General features: G+C 50.5%; 20 protein-coding genes and 1 pseudogene. 9 read left to right on the forward strand and 12 right to left on the reverse strand.

The window, feature by feature from the left end; genetic code table 11:
- Nucleotides 1–26 precede the first annotated feature (26 nt).
- A complete protein-coding gene (locus H8L47_RS27200; protein ID WP_186956961.1) occupies nt 27–779 on the reverse strand; it encodes an SIMPL domain-containing protein in 753 nt (250 codons plus the stop codon).
- Between the two features lie 253 nt (nt 780–1032).
- On the opposite strand from H8L47_RS27200, the gene H8L47_RS27205 reads away from it, so the two are divergent.
- A complete protein-coding gene (locus H8L47_RS27205; protein ID WP_186956962.1) occupies nt 1033–1515 on the forward strand; it encodes a hypothetical protein in 483 nt (160 codons plus the stop codon).
- Nucleotides 1516–1609: 94 nt separating this feature from the next.
- Here H8L47_RS27205 and H8L47_RS27210 read toward each other — a convergent pair whose 3' ends face one another.
- Entirely contained in the window at nt 1610–2137 is a 528-nt protein-coding gene (locus H8L47_RS27210; RefSeq protein ID WP_186956963.1) for a hypothetical protein, read from the reverse strand.
- Nucleotides 2138–2195: 58 nt separating this feature from the next.
- On the opposite strand from H8L47_RS27210, the gene H8L47_RS27215 reads away from it, so the two are divergent.
- A complete protein-coding gene (locus H8L47_RS27215; RefSeq protein ID WP_186956964.1) occupies nt 2196–2771 on the forward strand; it encodes a hypothetical protein in 576 nt (191 codons plus the stop codon).
- A 186-nt stretch (nt 2772–2957) separates the two neighbouring features.
- Here H8L47_RS27215 and H8L47_RS27220 read toward each other — a convergent pair whose 3' ends face one another.
- Nucleotides 2958–3119, reverse strand: a complete 162-nt coding sequence (locus tag H8L47_RS27220) for a hypothetical protein (RefSeq protein WP_186956965.1) — start codon at nt 3117–3119, stop codon at nt 2958–2960.
- Nucleotides 3120–3248: 129 nt separating this feature from the next.
- Here H8L47_RS27220 and H8L47_RS27225 point away from each other — a divergent pair, with 129 nt between their 5' ends.
- From H8L47_RS27225 to H8L47_RS27240, 4 genes are all read left to right on the forward strand, one after another.
- Nucleotides 3249–3929 carry a hypothetical protein gene (locus H8L47_RS27225; RefSeq protein ID WP_186956966.1) on the forward strand — a complete coding sequence of 227 codons (681 nt, stop codon included), beginning with the start codon at nt 3249–3251 and terminating at the stop codon, nt 3927–3929.
- A gap of 84 nt (nt 3930–4013) precedes the next feature.
- Nucleotides 4014–4337: an HdeA/HdeB family chaperone gene (locus H8L47_RS27230; protein ID WP_186956967.1), complete on the forward strand. Its 324-nt coding sequence runs from the start codon at nt 4014–4016 to the stop codon at nt 4335–4337.
- 5 nt (nt 4338–4342) lie between these two features.
- Nucleotides 4343–4894, forward strand: a complete 552-nt coding sequence (locus H8L47_RS27235) for a hypothetical protein (protein ID WP_222616704.1) — start codon at nt 4343–4345, stop codon at nt 4892–4894.
- A 153-nt stretch (nt 4895–5047) separates the two neighbouring features.
- The gene (locus H8L47_RS27240; protein WP_186956969.1) at nt 5048–6145 is read left to right on the forward strand and encodes a suppressor of fused domain protein; all 1098 of its coding nucleotides are present in this window, start codon (nt 5048–5050) and stop codon (nt 6143–6145) included.
- A 380-nt stretch (nt 6146–6525) separates the two neighbouring features.
- Here H8L47_RS27240 and H8L47_RS27245 read toward each other — a convergent pair whose 3' ends face one another.
- Both H8L47_RS27245 and H8L47_RS27250 read right to left on the reverse strand, forming a co-directional pair.
- Nucleotides 6526–7029, reverse strand: a complete 504-nt coding sequence (locus H8L47_RS27245) for a YHS domain-containing (seleno)protein (RefSeq protein WP_222616705.1) — start codon at nt 7027–7029, stop codon at nt 6526–6528.
- 332 nt (nt 7030–7361) lie between these two features.
- Nucleotides 7362–7979, reverse strand: a complete 618-nt coding sequence (locus H8L47_RS27250) for a TetR/AcrR family transcriptional regulator (protein ID WP_186956970.1) — start codon at nt 7977–7979, stop codon at nt 7362–7364.
- A gap of 120 nt (nt 7980–8099) precedes the next feature.
- Here H8L47_RS27250 and H8L47_RS27255 point away from each other — a divergent pair, with 120 nt between their 5' ends.
- Entirely contained in the window at nt 8100–9137 is a 1038-nt protein-coding gene (locus H8L47_RS27255; RefSeq protein WP_186956971.1) for a zinc-dependent alcohol dehydrogenase family protein, read from the forward strand.
- A gap of 387 nt (nt 9138–9524) precedes the next feature.
- Here H8L47_RS27255 and H8L47_RS27260 read toward each other — a convergent pair whose 3' ends face one another.
- On the reverse strand, nt 9525–10427 hold the full coding sequence (locus H8L47_RS27260) for a LysR family transcriptional regulator (RefSeq protein WP_186956972.1): 903 nt from the start codon (nt 10425–10427) through the stop codon (nt 9525–9527).
- Nucleotides 10428–10579: 152 nt separating this feature from the next.
- On the opposite strand from H8L47_RS27260, the gene H8L47_RS27265 reads away from it, so the two are divergent.
- Nucleotides 10580–11164, forward strand: coding sequence for a carboxymuconolactone decarboxylase family protein (locus H8L47_RS27265; RefSeq protein WP_186956973.1), 585 nt, complete (start codon nt 10580–10582; stop codon nt 11162–11164).
- Between the two features lie 63 nt (nt 11165–11227).
- Nucleotides 11228–11509, forward strand: a complete 282-nt coding sequence (locus tag H8L47_RS27270; protein WP_186956974.1) for a DUF1330 domain-containing protein — start codon at nt 11228–11230, stop codon at nt 11507–11509.
- 591 nt (nt 11510–12100) lie between these two features.
- Here the strand turns inward: H8L47_RS27270 and H8L47_RS27275 are convergent.
- The 6 genes and pseudogenes from H8L47_RS27275 to H8L47_RS27300 form a co-directional block, all read right to left on the reverse strand.
- On the reverse strand, nt 12101–12610 hold the full coding sequence (locus H8L47_RS27275) for a YHS domain-containing (seleno)protein (protein ID WP_186956975.1): 510 nt from the start codon (nt 12608–12610) through the stop codon (nt 12101–12103).
- A 19-nt stretch (nt 12611–12629) separates the two neighbouring features.
- Nucleotides 12630–13856 carry an ABC transporter permease gene (locus H8L47_RS27280; protein WP_186956976.1) on the reverse strand — a complete coding sequence of 409 codons (1227 nt, stop codon included), beginning with the start codon at nt 13854–13856 and terminating at the stop codon, nt 12630–12632.
- Nucleotides 13853–14827: an ABC transporter ATP-binding protein gene (locus tag H8L47_RS27285; protein WP_186956977.1), complete on the reverse strand. Its 975-nt coding sequence runs from the start codon at nt 14825–14827 to the stop codon at nt 13853–13855. Before H8L47_RS27285 ends, H8L47_RS27280 begins: the two co-directional genes overlap by 4 nt.
- The gene (locus tag H8L47_RS27290) at nt 14817–16001 is read right to left on the reverse strand and encodes a 3-oxoacyl-[acyl-carrier-protein] synthase III C-terminal domain-containing protein (RefSeq protein ID WP_186956978.1); all 1185 of its coding nucleotides are present in this window, start codon (nt 15999–16001) and stop codon (nt 14817–14819) included. Before H8L47_RS27290 ends, H8L47_RS27285 begins: the two co-directional genes overlap by 11 nt.
- A 60-nt stretch (nt 16002–16061) precedes the next feature.
- Nucleotides 16062–16718, reverse strand: a complete 657-nt coding sequence (locus tag H8L47_RS27295) for a hypothetical protein (protein ID WP_186956979.1) — start codon at nt 16716–16718, stop codon at nt 16062–16064.
- Between the two features lie 492 nt (nt 16719–17210).
- Nucleotides 17211–17312 (reverse strand): annotated as a pseudogene (locus H8L47_RS27300) (IS5/IS1182 family transposase); the annotation flags it as partial.

Raw genomic sequence — 17312 nt, forward strand, 5'->3', positions numbered from 1 at the left:
TCCCAAGCTGTGTTTATGAAGATTTATCAGCGCTCGATACTATACTCTATCGTCACCACCACCCGCGCTACCTTGTCTATCGTGGTCTTGTCGTAAGTGCCGCCATATTCATCCGAGCTGGTTTCTGTGCCCACTGGCAGGATATAGAACGCACCTTGCGAGGCAGAGCGCATGCTGCCAACCTTGACTGCACCGTATTTGGCAAACTCAGAGGCGCGCTTGTTGGCGTTCTCAGTGGCGGCACCGATCAGCGACATTTTGATGTCTTCCAGCTTGGAAACCAAAAACTGTGGTGCGCTGTAAAAGACTGGCTGGCCATCGGCTTCCAGTTGCAGGGCAGCACGGCTGACATTGGTGATCTTGGTCAAGTCCTTGGATGTCACCAGGATGCTTTGCGTAGCCTTGTAGCCGCGTTGTACCTGGCGGTTGCGGCCTTCTGGCAATTCTTCGATGACCATATTGGGTTCGACCGCTTCTTCCGATTCTTTCAGGGCAGCCTTCTCGAAAGCTTGCTTGGCCAAAAATTCATCCAGGATAGGACGTGATTTACGCAGCTTGGCCAGTGCCTCGGCAAAACTGGGCGCAACCACCGCCACGCCTATACGCCACTCTGCATAATCGGCTTGTATGGGTTTTTCTGCCAAACCCTTGACTGAGATACTCTGCTTGCCCGAGCCTATATGCTTGGCCTGCACACCAAAAATAAAGGCGGCGGCAGACATGCCCAGGGCCAGTAAAACACCGAGTATGACCAGGGCGCGGGATAAGTCTTTGTTCATTGTCGTCTCCGGGGGAAGGACAGGGATGTTGGAATCTGCTGTTGGGCACAAAATGCGTTGGCAAGCGCTGCTAAAATACAGCCTGATATGAACGCTGTTGATATACTGCGCCCAAGCATTTGCTTTCCCTATACACTTTGCATTTTGTTGCAAATTTGTCTGACAAAATCTGCGCAACCGGGCTTCAGTTGGAGGCCGGTTTTAATGCGCGGTGATGTAAAACCTTTGCCTGGTCAAAGCCGGTACTTCAATCATGAGCGATTACACCCCCCAACTATTTGCCTTACGCCAGATGCTGTACAGAATGCTGCCACTGGCTGCAGCCTTGCTGGCATTTTTCCTCATTTACCTGCTTGTCGGCGAGATGTTCAGTGCTATTGTCCTTATCCTTGCGACAGGTGGGATAACGCTGATGTACATGGGGTGGTTCTTGAGTGCCTGGTCGAAAGGCTTGATCGATACTCCAAGACGGCAATGGCATGTTGCGTTTGATAATGGCATGATCAAAATCAATGCAGCGTGGGGGGCTACCCAGATTCCGCTGGGCGCCATCAGCAGCCTGACTCTGGTGTGCGATGATAATTGGGATTTGATCAAAGGCATGGAAGATCAATGCCTGAAGTTAACCCTTGCCAAAGGCTGGCCCATCATCATCCCGGGCAGTGCTGGCAATTTTGAAGCTACGCTGGAGGCGATAAAGCAGCATAGGCAAGTTGAGATTTTGTTGGTGAATTAGTATGCAAGAGAGGTGGCCTGGCATGAGGAAAGTACCGATGGGACGCTGCTTGTCTTGTCCAGAGGGGGGGGCAGGATATCATTCCAAGAAATTCCTAACAAGCGGTGCGGTGATCGTCGTCATTGAGTCTGTAAGCAGTTTTCGCATAGTCCAGATCTGCCAATTGTGCATTTTTTTCAGCCTGCACCAAGTCGCTCTTCTCCAGGACATCGATCAGTTCAGGTGTCATGATCAACGCACCATCCTGGTCGGCAAACATGGCGGCCATGGCAGCAGCACTGGCTTGCTCCACAGCCCATTCGGTGACACCGTCCAGGGCGGCGGGGTGTTCTTCTACAAAATAATGAGCCAGGTCAGCCAGTGCATAAAAATAGTAATTGCGCAGCATTTCAGCATGGCTCAAACCCTGTTCATCCAGGGCGGCTTTGTTTAAATGTCTTTCAAATTGCCGGGCCTGGGTTTTAAGCTTTTGTTCTTTCTCCAGTGAGGCCTGGGCGCGGGCAATAAAATGTTGGCCAAGTTCATGGGTCCTTGCATCCGGCGCTGTCATCGCAGGGAAGTTTTGCATGCGTGCGAGCGCTTGCAAGGCAACATGGAGTTTGATTTTTCTTGTATTCTGCATCTGGTTTTTACGTGTGAAATGAGTTCACGTATTATAGATAAATCCTGCACAGCTACTTATGACCATCACCATTAAACAACTGCAGCAGAATCTGCCTGCCATCGATTTGTTGGCAGACTATGCTGATCTGGGCATTTATCCTGAAGAAAAACAGCAATTGCCCTCATGGCTGGACCTGAGTGCCGCAGAGGATTTCATTGCCTTAGGCAGGGAGGGGTCGGATGGCGTATTTTTATTGGGCGTGACCAGCGGCCAGGTGGTGTATGTGAGTTCAGAAGGACGGGCAGGCTGTATCGCAGCGTCGCTGGATGATTTCTTGCAGTTACTGATTGCCCATCCTTACTGGCAAGACTTGCTCAAATTTTCTGCTGCGGGCAACTTGCTGGAGATGCAACGGGTTGCGCCCTATCTGGAAGAGTCCTTGCAAGAAGATGAACCTGATATTGACGACATACGCGAAGAACTTTTGGCCTTCCTGGGTTTGGCTGAAGGTGAAGCGCATATAGCCAGGCTGCACCAGGCGGTGACAGCCTTGTCAGGCAAGGTCGCCATCAAGGCAGAGGATGGCAGTCAATATCAAAGTTTGTTCAATCGTTTTACCGTGGACGACAATCCCATGTGGAGAGCAGGCTGAGTCTCAGATGCCAGCGCTTATCATTTTCTCTTGACGGTTGCATGTCTCATAGGCAATGCAGTATCTTCATGAGGTAGGTTATCAATCAACCAATCATGCAAGCTTGCTGATCAAATTGATATCCGTGTGTGTGATTATTTTCCGGCATTGAATAGTGTCAATAGCCATGCTGAAGTGCTTCAAGTATCATCGTTCGCTTCTGTTCTCTTGCGGTTGATACTGGTCTCCGTCGGTAACAAGGCTGTTATTATTCTTCAACTGGTTCAGGGTATACCAGGCATGGCGCGAGACATTTTTCAACATGGTGACAGGGACTGCAGGGCTGGCTGTATTAGCAGCCCTGGTCATCACCTTGGCCGTGCATACAGGCAGCTTGCAAGCCTCTTCAGATTTTCCCTCGCTATATTGACACTTTTCCTCTGTGCATGCACCAGTACAAATTTTGGCTGGCAAATCAATCAGGAATTACGGGTAGGCATGACGCGGTCTGAGGCCAGCGCCGCGCTGGACAGGCTGGAAGCCAGCGGCCGGCCGTTCATACGCAGGACGAATGAGACTGTCGGGGCAATGTGCAGCAGCATAAAGACCGCCAGCCTTTGTCGGGGCGATCAAAATTATCATCTTTATATGCTCTACCGGTACGACCAGTTTCCTTACGATGTATTGAAGCAGGTCGACAACGGCACGCCCTATTTGCAAGTCGATTTTGGCAGTGGTGCTGGTATGCGTTCTCTACAATTATTCTTCAGTGATAGAACACAGTTATTGCGCGGCTGGTTAGTCAGTAATGGTTACTGGAACGCTCGTTACATTCAGGAGCGTCTGGGTGCCAAATTCAGGCGTGTGTATGGCCTGGTCAGCTTGAGCAGCATGACCAAGGCTGAAGTATATGCCTTGATAGGGCCACCCAGGAAAATCATGGACCCACCTGCGAAACTGAGTCGTGAGTTATTTGATGATCATTACTGGGATGCACAATCGGCGGTGCCGCCTACAGGCAAATGGAGCGAACCATGGGAAGTCTATGAATACCCGCTCGAAGATGGATCAACGCGGTGCGTTTATCTGGTCTACTCCAAAGGAAAAACGCTCATTGCCTATGGTTATGACCATGCCCATCTGGAATCTGACCGCTATATGCGTGCACATGGGTTTTAAATATAGCAGTGGCACCTCCCGTAGTTCCTGAGCATTTTTTTCTACAAGAATGTCAATTTATTTTTTAGATGAGCGAGTGCAAATATGAAACACATTATCATGGCAGGTGCATTGCTCTTGTCGTGCTCCCCATCCAATGCGGCTGGTGTGTACACGGTAGGAGCAGGAAAAATTTCTTGCGAAGATTTTATTCGTGGCAAATCGAACCAGGCCGAGTCTATTCAGACCGCGCAGTGGGTGGCCGGATTTATTACCAGCTTTAATTTTTACTCGACAGGCAAGCAAGCGACACCGGAAACGGCTGAAGCCATGCAAAAAAGTTTGGAACTGTATTGCACCAAGAATCCGAAACATATGATCATTGAGGCGGCCGCAGCACTGGTTAAACAATACCGCTCCGAGCAGTAAAAACGATGAAAGAAACTATGAAAAATTTACATTCCGCTTGCCGTGCCTGGATGCTGAGTTGTTTGCTTGTCTTCATCCCTGTAGGGATAAGCTGTGCACAATCACCCTTGCCCCCCGCGTTAGACTCAAGAATCTCAGGATACGCAAGAGAGATGGGGACAATTGGATTTCTTGAAAAAACCAAATTGGGCATGTCGTATTGCGGTGTAACTTACCAGGATTTGGCAGGAAAGGCAACGCGAGAAAAAACTGCTTTTGAAATAAGAAACAAGGAATATGCAGAGTTGGTTGAAGCTGGCAGGCCAACATTCTATTTGTTAGTTGCAGAAATTGAAGGTAATTCACCTCGACAGGTAGCTACTTTTTGGGACAGCAAGACGGCAGAATCACAGGAGCAGACTTTAAATAAATGGAAGCAGGGTCTGCTAAAAGACTGGACCTCTTGCCTGGCTTTTATTGAAAGCGTACAGCGTGGCCAATATGAGATTAAGGTCATTTATCCCGAGATCTACCAGTCTGTCATGGCACGTAAAGAATCCAATAACCAGAAGCCTTGACCGTGCAGGGCGATTAGCTTCAAGCGGCCCGGCCTGTCTTCTTGCCTCTGCGGGATTTGACATCAAGCGTTGATGGAGCGGCGCAAATCATAATAATATTGGCTCTTACTTTGGGCTTGAATCTACTCTTTAGTATTTATTGGAAATCTCCTTATGTTCAACTGGCCAGGTCAATCTAAATCATCTCCATCAACCGAAAACCAAACCGCAAAAGCACTCACTACTGAAGAACAGGCCGAGCAATTGTGGCAAGCCGTTTATGAGGCGCGGGCAGCGGCTTACAGTGAACAGTTTGGTCCGCTGCCAGCTGATATCCTGAAGATGATGAATCTGAGCGGCGTCTGGCCGGGCGGTGGTTTGTATCAATTGGCGGCACCGCAGTTGTCGGCGACAGCGTGGCTGAGCTCCAGTTTTGGACTGAGCAATCCGGATATGCCAACGACTGTGATATCGGAGGAAGTGAGCAGTGAGCACGATCACTTGGGCCGCCCGACAAGAACCACGACGCGGCTGCTAAGCAAGGACAATATGGCGACTTACCCTGGTCGCCCTGGCTATGGCTATGAATTCATGGTCTTGACGCAAGGGCAGGAAGAATGGCCATTGTGGTTATTGCAATGGGCGGTAAATAGCGAGATCCAGCAAGATGTCGATTTCCTGGGGCGTGTCGATCAATACCAGGGCATGACAGTCGAAGACATTTACGTCGGTGGCGAGCAGATGGTGAATATCCTCATCACCAGGGCGCGCGCACCCTTGCCAGCCACGATCAGCCTGCCAAACGGTGAGATGAGCCTGCTGGTCGCCACCACCATTACCGATGATGAAATGATCTGGTCCAAGACCAATGGCCGCAATGCCCTCATGAACTTGCTGCAAAAGTCGGGCGTGGGCCAGTTCAGCCATCCAGACCGGCCTTCGGTCATTCATCCGCAAGGGGTGGACTATGCCAGCATCAAGAGCCGCGAACAGGCAGAAGCGCTGGCTGAGCAAGGTTTGCTGCGCAGGGGCTATTTGTTCCCGCTCCAGTTTGGCGGCGAAGAGACGGCCTTCAATGTTGCCTACATGCCGCGCCAGGGTTACATGCGCAAACTGTTTGCCGACAAGCAAATTAATGAGTTGGTGCAGCAAGGCCAGATCCAGAACTACCAGGCGCACCCTGAATACCTGGGCGACAGTTTTATCCCCAAACGCATACGCATACAAGCCACAGGTGATGCGAACCTGAATTTTGATATAGACATGTATTAACGGCTTGTTATTTTGAGAACTGCAGACTGCCCAAGCACATCAGCCTTGTGATACTGCTGGCAGTGAGCAACTACTGCCCGAAACCTGCACGACATGCAATGAGAGTAATGACAAAGCCAGTCTCATCAGCAATAAACTTGTGGCGCTGCCTCACCGAAAGAACGGCAAGAACTGACATGAAGTTTAACATCACTGCATTACTCTGGCTGGCAGGAGCCTGGCTTGCCAGTAATCGCTGCGGGGAGGGGGGGTATCTAGGGAATTATTGCGCCTAAATGAGAGAGGTGGAGTTGCCCCCACCTCTGGATTATCGGCCTCTCAGTTACCTGCCTGGCTTGTCGTACACACACCGCTTTGTTGATGCGTGCTAGTGGTCGTGCTTACAGGCTCTTCGGTGTTTTGGTTTTGATACTACCCCAATTCATTTCTGCTTTTTTCAGATTGCCTGGTACGTCTTCCAGCCATTTCTTTTGTACGTCTTTGTTCACATTCAGATAGAGTTTGCCATCAACGACGCGCCAAGCTTGCGGATCGCCATCCAGTTTCTTTTCCAGGGCGACACCCATGGCGCAGAAGCCGCCGTATTGTGGGGCGTACTTGGCGGGGTCGGTCTTGAATTTGTCACGGTTTTCTGTTGATGCAAAATGATAGGTCACGCCATCATGGGCCGCAGTGATGCTGGACTTGCCCATCGTTGGCGCACTGGCAGTGAAGTAAGCGACCGGGTCAAAACCTTTCAGACCTACGCCTTTAGCGTCAACATTGACGGCGCTGCTTGAGTTTTCATCATAAGCCATGGCGATTTGTGGCAGGCTGCCTATCATCGTCATCGAAGCGGCCATCACGGCCAGAGCAAGGCGACGGTTAAGAGAGAATTTTTGCATGATGTTTCCTTATAAAGAAAGATGAAAGTTTCTGAGATCTTTGCACGGCAAACTTGCCGGTGAGAGAACTATAGTTATTTCATTCTTGATTGAGAATATGCAAAAAAAGGAATCAATGATTCCATTTATCGGAATAATGGTGTGACGGTGGTGTGTCATGGCATTGGTATGACTGGCCATGCCAGGATTTGTACGCCCGCCAATGACAGCAGTGCAGGAAACATCAATAGATGATGAAAAGCTCAAACGGCAGAAATCTGATCACCGTGAAGAGCCCTTGTCTCCAGGGGCTGTCCTTCGCCACTGGCCCTGACAGGGCGCAGTGTTGATTGTCACTCAGGCCATGCGTGCATCGCCAAGTCGGCAATCGCCGCCAGGCTGGCCTGGCTGGCACCATCTTGCGCCTGTATGGCCATGCCCTGTATGGTGGCGGCAAAATATCCGGCAAGGCTAATGAGCTCAGCATCACCAGGGATTTCTCCGCGCTGCTGGCCAAGTTGCAGACGCGCCAGAATCGCCTCACGCGCAGATACTCTGCACGCTGTCAGATGGCGGGCGACCTGGGCTACATCAGGTGCGCTATGCAATACCCCGGTCGACACCATGCAACCTGTGGGCGTCGTGCCCCCTGCGAACTGTACGGCTGCATTGTGCAGCATTTGGTGGACGGCTTCCCTGGTGTTCGTGTCAGCTGCAAAGGCCTTGCCCATGAAGTTGCCATAATTGGCAATGTAGTAATTGATGGCTTCCTGATACAAAACTTCTTTTGATCCAAATGCGGCATACAGACTTGGCGGCGAAATGCCCATGGCATGGGTCAGCATGGATGTCGAGGTGCCTTCAAATCCATGACGCCAGAATAATTCCATGGCCTTATGCAAGGCTTGTTCGCGGTCAAAGGCGCGTGGGCGGCCAGCGTGGCGCTTGTTGGTTGATTGTTCTGTGTTCATTTTAATATTGTATCACTCGTTACAAAATAGATTGACGGCTATTTCGTCTTCGTTTTAATATGTAGTGGTCACTACAGAATCATCCTGATTTCTGCAAACGCAATTTTAGAAATGTAGACCATGAACAATTCAGCCCACACTATCAGTCATACCCGCAGTTTCCGTTTTAATGCCGAAGGCAACAGCCTGCGCCTGCATGCGCAAACCAGTTTGCCTTCCCTGGGTGAAAACCAGGTGTTGATTCAACTCGCCGCCTATAGCCTTAACTATCGTGATTTGCTCAATATGCAAGACATCAATGGTCGCCGCGCCGACTTGATCCCTCTGTCCGACGCTGCTGGTACCGTGGTGGCGGTTGGTAAGGCAGTGAGCAACTGGCAGCCCGGTGACCGTGTCAGCCCGAACTTCTTCCCGGCTTGGCATGATGGTGTGTTCGCGCCACATCATCTGGCATCTGCCTTGGGCGGTGGCCAGGTAGATGGTGTGCTGGCAGAGCATGTGGTGCTGGATGCAGATGCCATTGCCCGTATTCCCGCGCACCTGAGCTTTGCCCAGGCGGCTTGCCTGCCCTGTGCAGGTGTCACGGCCTGGCATGCCTTGTTCGAACGCGGCCAGTTGCAGGCTGGGCAAACCGTGCTGGTCCAGGGAACCGGGGGCGTCGCCATGATGGCCTTGCAACTGGCAACTGCGCATGGTGCCAGGGTGATCGTGACCTCGTCATCGGAAGAAAAACTGGCGCGCGCCCGCGAGCTGGGTGCCTGGCACACGATCAACTACCGCCAGACACCAGATTGGGATCTGCAGGCAATGGCGCTCACTGAAGGGCGCGGGGTGGATCACATCCTTGAACTTGGTGGGGCAGAAACCTATCAAAAATCCATTTCAGCGGTGGCTTTTGGTGGACAGATCGCTCAGATCGGGGTGTTGACAGGCTTTAACCTGGCACCCAATATGCTGCCTCTGCAATTTAAGAATGCCAACGTGAATGGTATTTGTGTCGGCTCTGTGGCACACCTGCGTGCCCTCAATCAATTTATGGAGCAGCATCAGATCACGCCACTGATTGATAAGACTTTTGCTTTTGAAGACAGTGCGGCCGCATTTGAACATCTGCGTAGTGCAGCGCACATGGGTAAAGTTGTGATACAGAATAGCTGATGCAGAGCAGGGCAGGTTGCGGCACAGGGGCTACCTGCCTGCAAACGAACAGGAAAGGGCGATTGCAGGCAAAGCAGGTGCTGGCAAGACTTGCCTCGCTCAGGCACTGCGATCTGACGGGTAGCCAGATTGCGCAACCGTGTGCAAGCCCCTGGACATGTGACCGGACAAGTGGGTGAATTGCGCGAGTTTGTGGCGGTTGATGTCGGCTAACTATTCGCCAGACAATTGTTCCAGTTCTATTGGCGAGGCACGCATTTTGCAAGGGTAAATGTGTCACTAATTAGCCTTTCGCGAGGCAAATCATGCTTCTAACCGATGACACTTCTGCCTTGCGTTACGACCATCTCCCCAGGTTTTTCACGCACTCCGTTACGTCAAAACAGTTTACTTTACAAGTTCGTCGAAGTACCGACAGACAATTTGGTAAAAACGTGCCACGTGAACCGGTTTTTCGCTCTGGTAGGCGTGTATGGCATGCACTGGCCAATGCGGGCCGGTGAACTGCGGTAGCACGCGCACCAACTCTCCGCTTTGCAGCAATGGTTTGGCTACGACGTCTGGGATTAACACCAAGCCCATATTGCGCAAGGCCAGCTCAATCGCGCTGGGCAGCGTGTTGACTTGGGCAAATCTGTAGAGGTTGACCATGGTCTTGTCTTGGGTCGCAACATGCTGCACGGCCATGTGGCGTTGCTGCCAACTGGCGGCAATCCAACGGTGTTCAGCAAGATCCGACAAGGTTTTTGGCTGACCACTGCGGCGCAGATACAGCGGACTCGCACAAAACACTTCAATCATTTGCCCTACCGGCAAGGCTCGGTAGCTGCTATCGGGCAGCTCGCCTGCATGAATCGCCACATCTAAACCATGTGTCACCAAGTCAAGCTCGCTGTCGCTGGCGATCAGATCGGGCTCCAGACCGGGGTATTCTTGACACAGCAGTTCAATCGCTGGCAAGGCAACGTTTGAGGCCAGAGCATGGGGGAAAGTCACCGCAAATCTCCCCTTGGGGGCTAAGCCGGCTTCAGTAACGTCCGCGAACACCATGTCGAGTTGATCGTGCAGTAGCTGACAGCGTTGCAGCAGTTTTTCGCCCAATGCGGTCGCCGCCACGCCGCGGGTGGTGCGGTTGAGCAGACGCGCGCCGATATCCAACTCCAGGGCTTTGATCTGCTGGCTGACCGCCGACTTGGTGATGTCGAGCTCCTCTGCTGCCTGCGTGAACGAACCTTTGCGGGCCACCAGGGCGAATACCATCAGTCGGGACAAGTTCTTTATATTGTTCATATAAACTAAACTATAAATCAAATAATCTAATATTGTTTAAATATTGTTTCATCCATACACTTACATTCATCTGAGCCAGACCTGTTGCCGTAAGGGCCTACAGGCTGACTTAGTGAACCTATTTTTCGGCCTCAACCCACAAAGGAAATCCCATGCTATCTGCCTACAAACTAACCCTGCCCGCGCTGACCATCGAAACCGCGTCACCCAGCGCCAGCGCCCTGCTCAAGGGTGCGAAAGCCAATTTTGGCTTTGTGCCCAACATGTTTACCCACATGGCACATGTACCCGGCTTGCTTTCGACTTACTTCCATGGCTACGAGCAGTTCCGCGCCAACTCTGGCTTCACGGCCGTTGAGCAAGAAGTGGTGTTTTTGACGATCTCGATCGAGAACGGTTGCGAGTATTGCGTCTCGGCGCATAGCATGGTTGCCGATGCGATGTCCAAGGTTCCTACCGACGTGACCAATGCACTGCGCGATGGCAAGCCGGTGACTGATGCTAAATTGGCCGCGCTGGCTACCTTCACCCGCACCATGGTGGTCACCCGTGGACTGCCAAGCCAGGCCGACGTAACCCAGTTTTTGGCGGCTGGCTATACCGAGACGCAAATTCTGGAAGTGATTTTGGCCATCTCGCTCAAAACCATCAGCAACTACACCAACCATCTGGCGCACACAAATGTGGACGCCGCGTTTGCATCACACGTTTGGAAAGATGCCAGGGCCGCCAAATAAGACTCTCACAGCGTCCGGACAGGGCGCTGTGATCTCACCACCATTTGAAATCAAAGGACTCCTATGCCCGCATACATCACCGTGAATTTCACGCCCGTTGACAAAGAAAAAATGCAGCAGTACGGCGCTGCCGTGCCTGCGACCTTGGCCACCTACTCCGGTGAGTACTTGGTGAAGGGCCCTGCCGAGCAACTGTTGGGTAACACCGGCTTTCAAATGCAGGTGATCTTGGTTTTTCCAACCAAAGAGCTGGCCACTGGCTGGTACCACTCGCCCGAGTACCAGAGATTGGTGCCGGTACGTGACGCCGGGATGCGCTCCCAGTTTCAGTTGATCGGTTCCTGATTTACGGCGTCTTTGCATGAATCGAAAGTTTGGTTGGAAAGTATGCAATCTGGCATGATTTTGCAATAATCCAGACCCCAAGAACGCGACGCCATACAAATTTAACGAAAGTCGCAGTACAAGGTGAGTACTCGCCTTAAGCGAAGTAATCTTGTGAAAAAAACGAAGTAACAGTGCGAACAAACGAATATGGTTTTCATTCAAGCGAATATAACCAATAAAAATCAACGACTTATCTTATGGTGCGAAGTAATTCTGAGAAAAAGTGAATGTTCGATCCGAGTTGTATTTTTAGCATTGTATGGATGCCAGCGGACGTATACTTAAACGCCAAGTGTGCCAATCCTATTCGTCGGCTTTCAGTAGATCCACGTACTCAATCCAGTCTATCCATGACGCTTCCAGCGGTTTGCTCATTTCATGCAGTCCATGTCAATATCATCATAGGCTGGGTGATTCGCTTCCCACTGCGGCTATGGCATGCATGATGCTCCGATATGATCATCTCGCTTAACGGGACAAAACCATCAATTCTTGGGTTCAAGCTCGATCGATGTCCGTTAGATTTGGTTTCTGCGGCTGATTCCTCGTTTAGTCTTTGCTTTCAGCATTTCGGGTTGCCAGTAAGGCCTTCTTCTTTTCTGGCCAATTGCTATCAGCTAACTTTACTTTTTCAGGAATGTCGCGTACCCATAGCCAATGGGCAAATTGATTCGTATTGAGGTAAAGTTTGTCATTTTCGATCTTCCAGCGATGTGGGTCGCCGGATGCGTAAATATTGTTGGCCATACCAAAGGCGCAATGCCCACCATATTGCGGCGCATATTTTTCAGGGTTCGTCATGAATAGCTCGCGGTTGAGCTCTGAAACAAAATGCCACGTCGCACCTTCCCATATAAAAGAATACGCCGCGTTGCCGCGTACAGGCTTTTCGTCCGTAAAATAGGCAACAGTGTCATATCCATCTACTGCGGGGCCATTTTTGGCTCCATAGATTGCAGATTGATTGCCAGATTGTGCGTGCGCATATTGTACGAACTGAAAGAACAACAATATGGGCAATATGAGAAAAGCACGAGGTATCCCTAAACTGAATTTCATAAAAGACTCCAATCAAAAGTTATTGCATGTGGCGGCGATAGCCGAGAATAGCGAGGCCCAACATGAGACACGCGAACAGCAGAATCGGCAGGCTTAGTTCGATTAACACCATCTGCTCAGCCTGCCGAAAAAGATCAGCACGCAGCACCCGTAAGAAATGCGTTAAGGGCAGAAATTCGCCCACGGTTTTTGCCCAGGTTGGCATAGAGTGGAACGGGAACATAAAGCCCGACAAAAGAATAGATGGAAGGTAAAAAAACACGCCTAATTGCATTGCCTGCATTTGCGTTCTTGCGACCAGAGAGAGAGAGGCGCCTAAGCCCAATTGACCCAAAATAAAACAAATCGCCGCAAACCATTGCGCCGGGCTTGCCCATGGAGTTTCAAATAATTGATGTGCGACACTTTGTAAAAGCGCAAATAGCAATAGCCCAATGGCAGCATAGGGCGAAAGCTTTCCACACACGATCAAACTCGCGTTGACTGGCATACTCATTAAGCTCTGCCAAGTACCGCGCTCGCGCTCTCTGACCAAAGAAAATGCAGCCATTAAGGTCAGCGTGAGGGTTAAGATGACACCTACCAACGCTGGTACTAAATAAGCACCGCTTCTGCTTGTTTGCAAGAATGCAGACTGACTGGTGAGCTTAATATCTCCCATTTCTGACTGCAGGCTTATTTGGGTCACGGGAAATTTTTCGTTTTCCTTTTTCTGTGAAAAGTACTCCTGCTGACTAGTTGCAGCGAATGTCGTCGAGGTCGCCAGCGCCGTTTGCAGCTTCGAGATAAGCATCGTCGTCATCGCAACATATGGGTCTGAACCGTCAAAAGTGAGAAGGATAGGTAATGCGAGAGTTTGATTCAAATAGTGGCTTGGTGCAGCTGGCAGTTGCAAGATGAAACGCACTTCACCTGATTGCAATGCTGCATAAGCTTCGCGTTCACTCATGGGTAAGCGCCGAATAGCGAGCAATTGTGTTTGATTGATGCTATCGATGATTTGTGATTGAATGTCCTTATCATACGCTTCAAATTTGACAGATTGACTGCTGCCATGGCTTACCCATGCACTTGGCCAATGTTTCGAATTTAAATCAATCGCAAAGCCGAACAAGAGGATTTGGGCAATAGGCACGCTGATCAGTAATATGGCAGTCAGTCGGTCGCGACTCAATTGCAAAAATTCCTTCTTCGCGATGCCCTTGATTCTTCGCCACGTCGCTTTTATCGAGTTCAAGTATTTCATTGTGACGCGCTTTGCGGGAGTTGCACAGTTGTAGACTGCCGTTCGGAAATGAGTAACACTGCACGCAAACTATCTTCTAAGTTCGGTAAGGAACAATGCGAAAAATACTCGAAATCTTCAGCCCATCGTGCCATTAATTGGCGGTGATACTCGCCGGTCTGCGCGGTGACAACGCGCAGACCTTGGTCGGTTTTTTCTGTAAATAGAACTGATAGCTCTTGAGAAATCGCATTTGTTAATTTCTGCGAAGCCGCCGAGTCTACCGGTCGCGTAAAGTGAAATACCGATAAACCTAAGTGAGAGATCAGCGCATCAGGTGTGCCATTGTATTCGATGCGACCACGATGCAAGTGAATTAGCTGATCTGCCCGATGCGCTTCGTGGGGATCGTGTGAGCTGATAATGATGCTGGCGCCTCGCTGTCTTTCCAAATCGATTTGCTCCCAAATGCAGGCTTTTGCATCGAGATCAACGCCCGCTGTCGGTTCGTCTAAGAGTAGCAGGTTTGGCCTGGATAACATGCTGGATGCAAAGGCTAGTCGTTGCCTCCATCCACCAGATAATTGGTCCACGCGTTTTTGTAGGATAGGCGCTAAGGCATACGCATCACACACTTCTGCACAGCGCTCCTGAGGATTATCTATATCAAGCATGCTTGCGCGAAATCGTAGATTTTCGATCGCACTCAATTCATCATAGAGCCCGCCCTGCTGCGGCATGTAACCGATCTTGGCACGCTCTGCAGCTGCACGCGACACTAATGAAGCAGTCAACACTTTGCCTTGCCCCGTAATCTTTGCTTGGCCTTGCAAGCCTGCGATCAATTTGAGCAGGCTAGACTTACCCGCTCCGTTAGCACCATACAATAGTGTCACACCAACGTTCAAATGGAGGTCCACATCTCTTAGTATTTGGTGCTTTCCGTGGTACAAGCCCACTTGCTGCAAGACGACCGCAGTCTCAATCTTCAAGGACAAATCCTCCATAAGAGTACTGCGTCGCTTCCGCGCCCAAGAAAATGCAGCGTCGCTCCGCCATGTTTGTGTTTGGGGGCGATACGGTCACTTGCTGGCGCGAAGTAATGGCATGATCCAGTGCAGCCCAAATGCTCGCACTGCCTAAATTGCCTACCTCCTGTGCATGTCGCGAAATTCTGTCGATAGGTATGTCCCAATATTTCGCCAACCAAGGTGCAACCGCTCCGCTGGCTTGATGGGGCACGATGAAATCAGCCTGATGAATATCGATTCCGTGTTTGCGTAAGACTTCTCGCCCAGCATCGAGTAACATCGCCCCATGCTTTGCGACTGAAGTGAAATCATGTTCGAAATATAGTGGACCAGTTGGTGCGGCGGATCGATCTGAACCGCCAAAAGCTAGCCGCAATCCGGCGGCTGGTGCTTGTTGGCATTGTCCAAAGTAAGCATGGCTAATCCATTTTTGCGCCGACGACGAACCATCTTGTTTCGCGATTAAAGAGGCGGGATCTACTTCGCGTCTAGCCCCAATAATGACCGCGGCCGCTCCGTCTCCCATTTGTAAGAAATTGATCCATTGACTGCTATCTCTTTGCAAGAGCTCTGGCGAGAAATAGACCGAGCCGGTCTCAACACCGACAATTGCAACCGGTGCCGCATCCGCATGGGAGGTAAGTGCAAAGGCAAATTGTAGGGCATTGGCAAATCCTGTACAGGCTTGCCGAAGTTCGACATGTGGCCCCGTATAACCAAGTAAGCGCGCAATCTCTGCGGAGCCGCCGGGGAGCAACTGCGCAGGTGTCGCTGTATGGCTAATGAGGTAAGCAAGTGCAGAGACTGGGATATTTGCGCGATTGAGTGCGAGCGAAACGGCCTGGGCGGCTAACTCTGGATTACGTGAGCTTGGCCGCGGTGCCTCTTGCGCACTAGTAAAGTCTCGACACAAATGCCGCCGATGTACGGCGAGGCGAGGCGCAATAACTCTGACGTGACGATGGGTCGGTATCGAGAAATTACGCGAGATACGCTCACACAATTCCTCTGTGCCTATCGCCGGCCCGGGCAGTGCTGTTGCATGTCCTAGCAACTGGCGGCGATCTCGCTGAACAATTGGTGTTCCGATTGTTTCTGCGAGTGGTCGCACTATAGGGGTTTGAAACTTATTCATAGTGAAGTGACCAATGTGGTCCGCGCAAGGAATTCGACCTGCCTGCAACTAACTGATTAATTAGACGGGACATGGATTTCCCCGCCTGCTCAATCGATCAAGGCTAGGACGAATAGGCGACAGCAAATTCGATAGCTGAAGATCAATATCTAGATTGACTTTGGCAAGCGCCAAGGGTGTCATACCAAGCTTAATCGCCATGTTTCGAGCGACGCTCACGTGTCTTGCCTCGTCGCGCGCAATCTCACCTAGAATGTCACGGATCTGCGCGTGGTTTCTCAATCCCGCATGCGGATGCAATAAAGTAGAGATCAGACGGCAGACACTCAAATCCAAAGCCGCCACTTGCGCAAAATGAAGGGCCGAGTTCTTAGTCAGCATGCGCCGAAAAAAACGCGACATAGCATCGACTGGCAAATGTATACTCGGTTTAGGCAGCTCGCTTCGTAGGCTCTCCAAGTAACTAGCGTGGCGCAATTCGTCCGCAGCGATGCCATACATCTCCTCAGCTTCCTCGGACGTGACCCCTTTTAATAGACTATGGCTAAACGCATGCACCGCAGATTCTTCACCGCAGGCAAGAAATGGCAAACAATTCGCTAAATCAAGTGCTTGGATTTCCGACAGGTTGTTGCAATCGATTTTCAATGAAGACGTGATTTTCGTTTCGCATTGAATCTTATGAAGCTCGACATCGGTGACGCTACTCTTTAGCATATTCAGGGAAAAACAGTGAAACGACTTAGTTTCTAGTCCCGTCGATCTCAGCTTGTGTTCTAGTCTAGTTAACATAAAATTCACTGGTAAGAGGATTAGGATGCGAGAAGTTAAATACAACAAATCATCCATCGGATGAATATCTATTTTGCATCGAAAACTTACAAGCTTCGCACGGAATCGCACACCCCATAGGCTGCACGCTAAGGCCCAAAAAGCGCTCTGCTCGATCTAGTTTTTGATTTATCTCCATATCTCATCGGCGCAATGGAAGAATTGCCCATCGGTATTAGTCGAATGAGATTCAAATTCCTTACATCACCCATCAACAATCTTTGAAGTCGAATTCGTTTGTTTCAGTTGCGAGCTCAAATAAGAAGTGCAACAGATGTAGCTGATGGAGCCCATCAGCGCTTGTAAGGTCGCTCCTTCATTGGTGCCCTAGCCGAATCAGGCGCTACGATCTAAGAACCTGTTCGAGATCTTTTTTGATCACCCCCGCCGCAAGAGCAAAGTGAGGAATGCCAAATTAACGAATTGCAAGCTGGTATTCAATTGTCGCTCACAGTTTTTCCAAAGGCGATGGCATTTCTC

The organism is Undibacterium umbellatum (assembly GCF_014284125.1).
Classification (GTDB): Bacteria; Pseudomonadota; Gammaproteobacteria; order Burkholderiales; family Burkholderiaceae_D; genus Undibacterium; species Undibacterium umbellatum.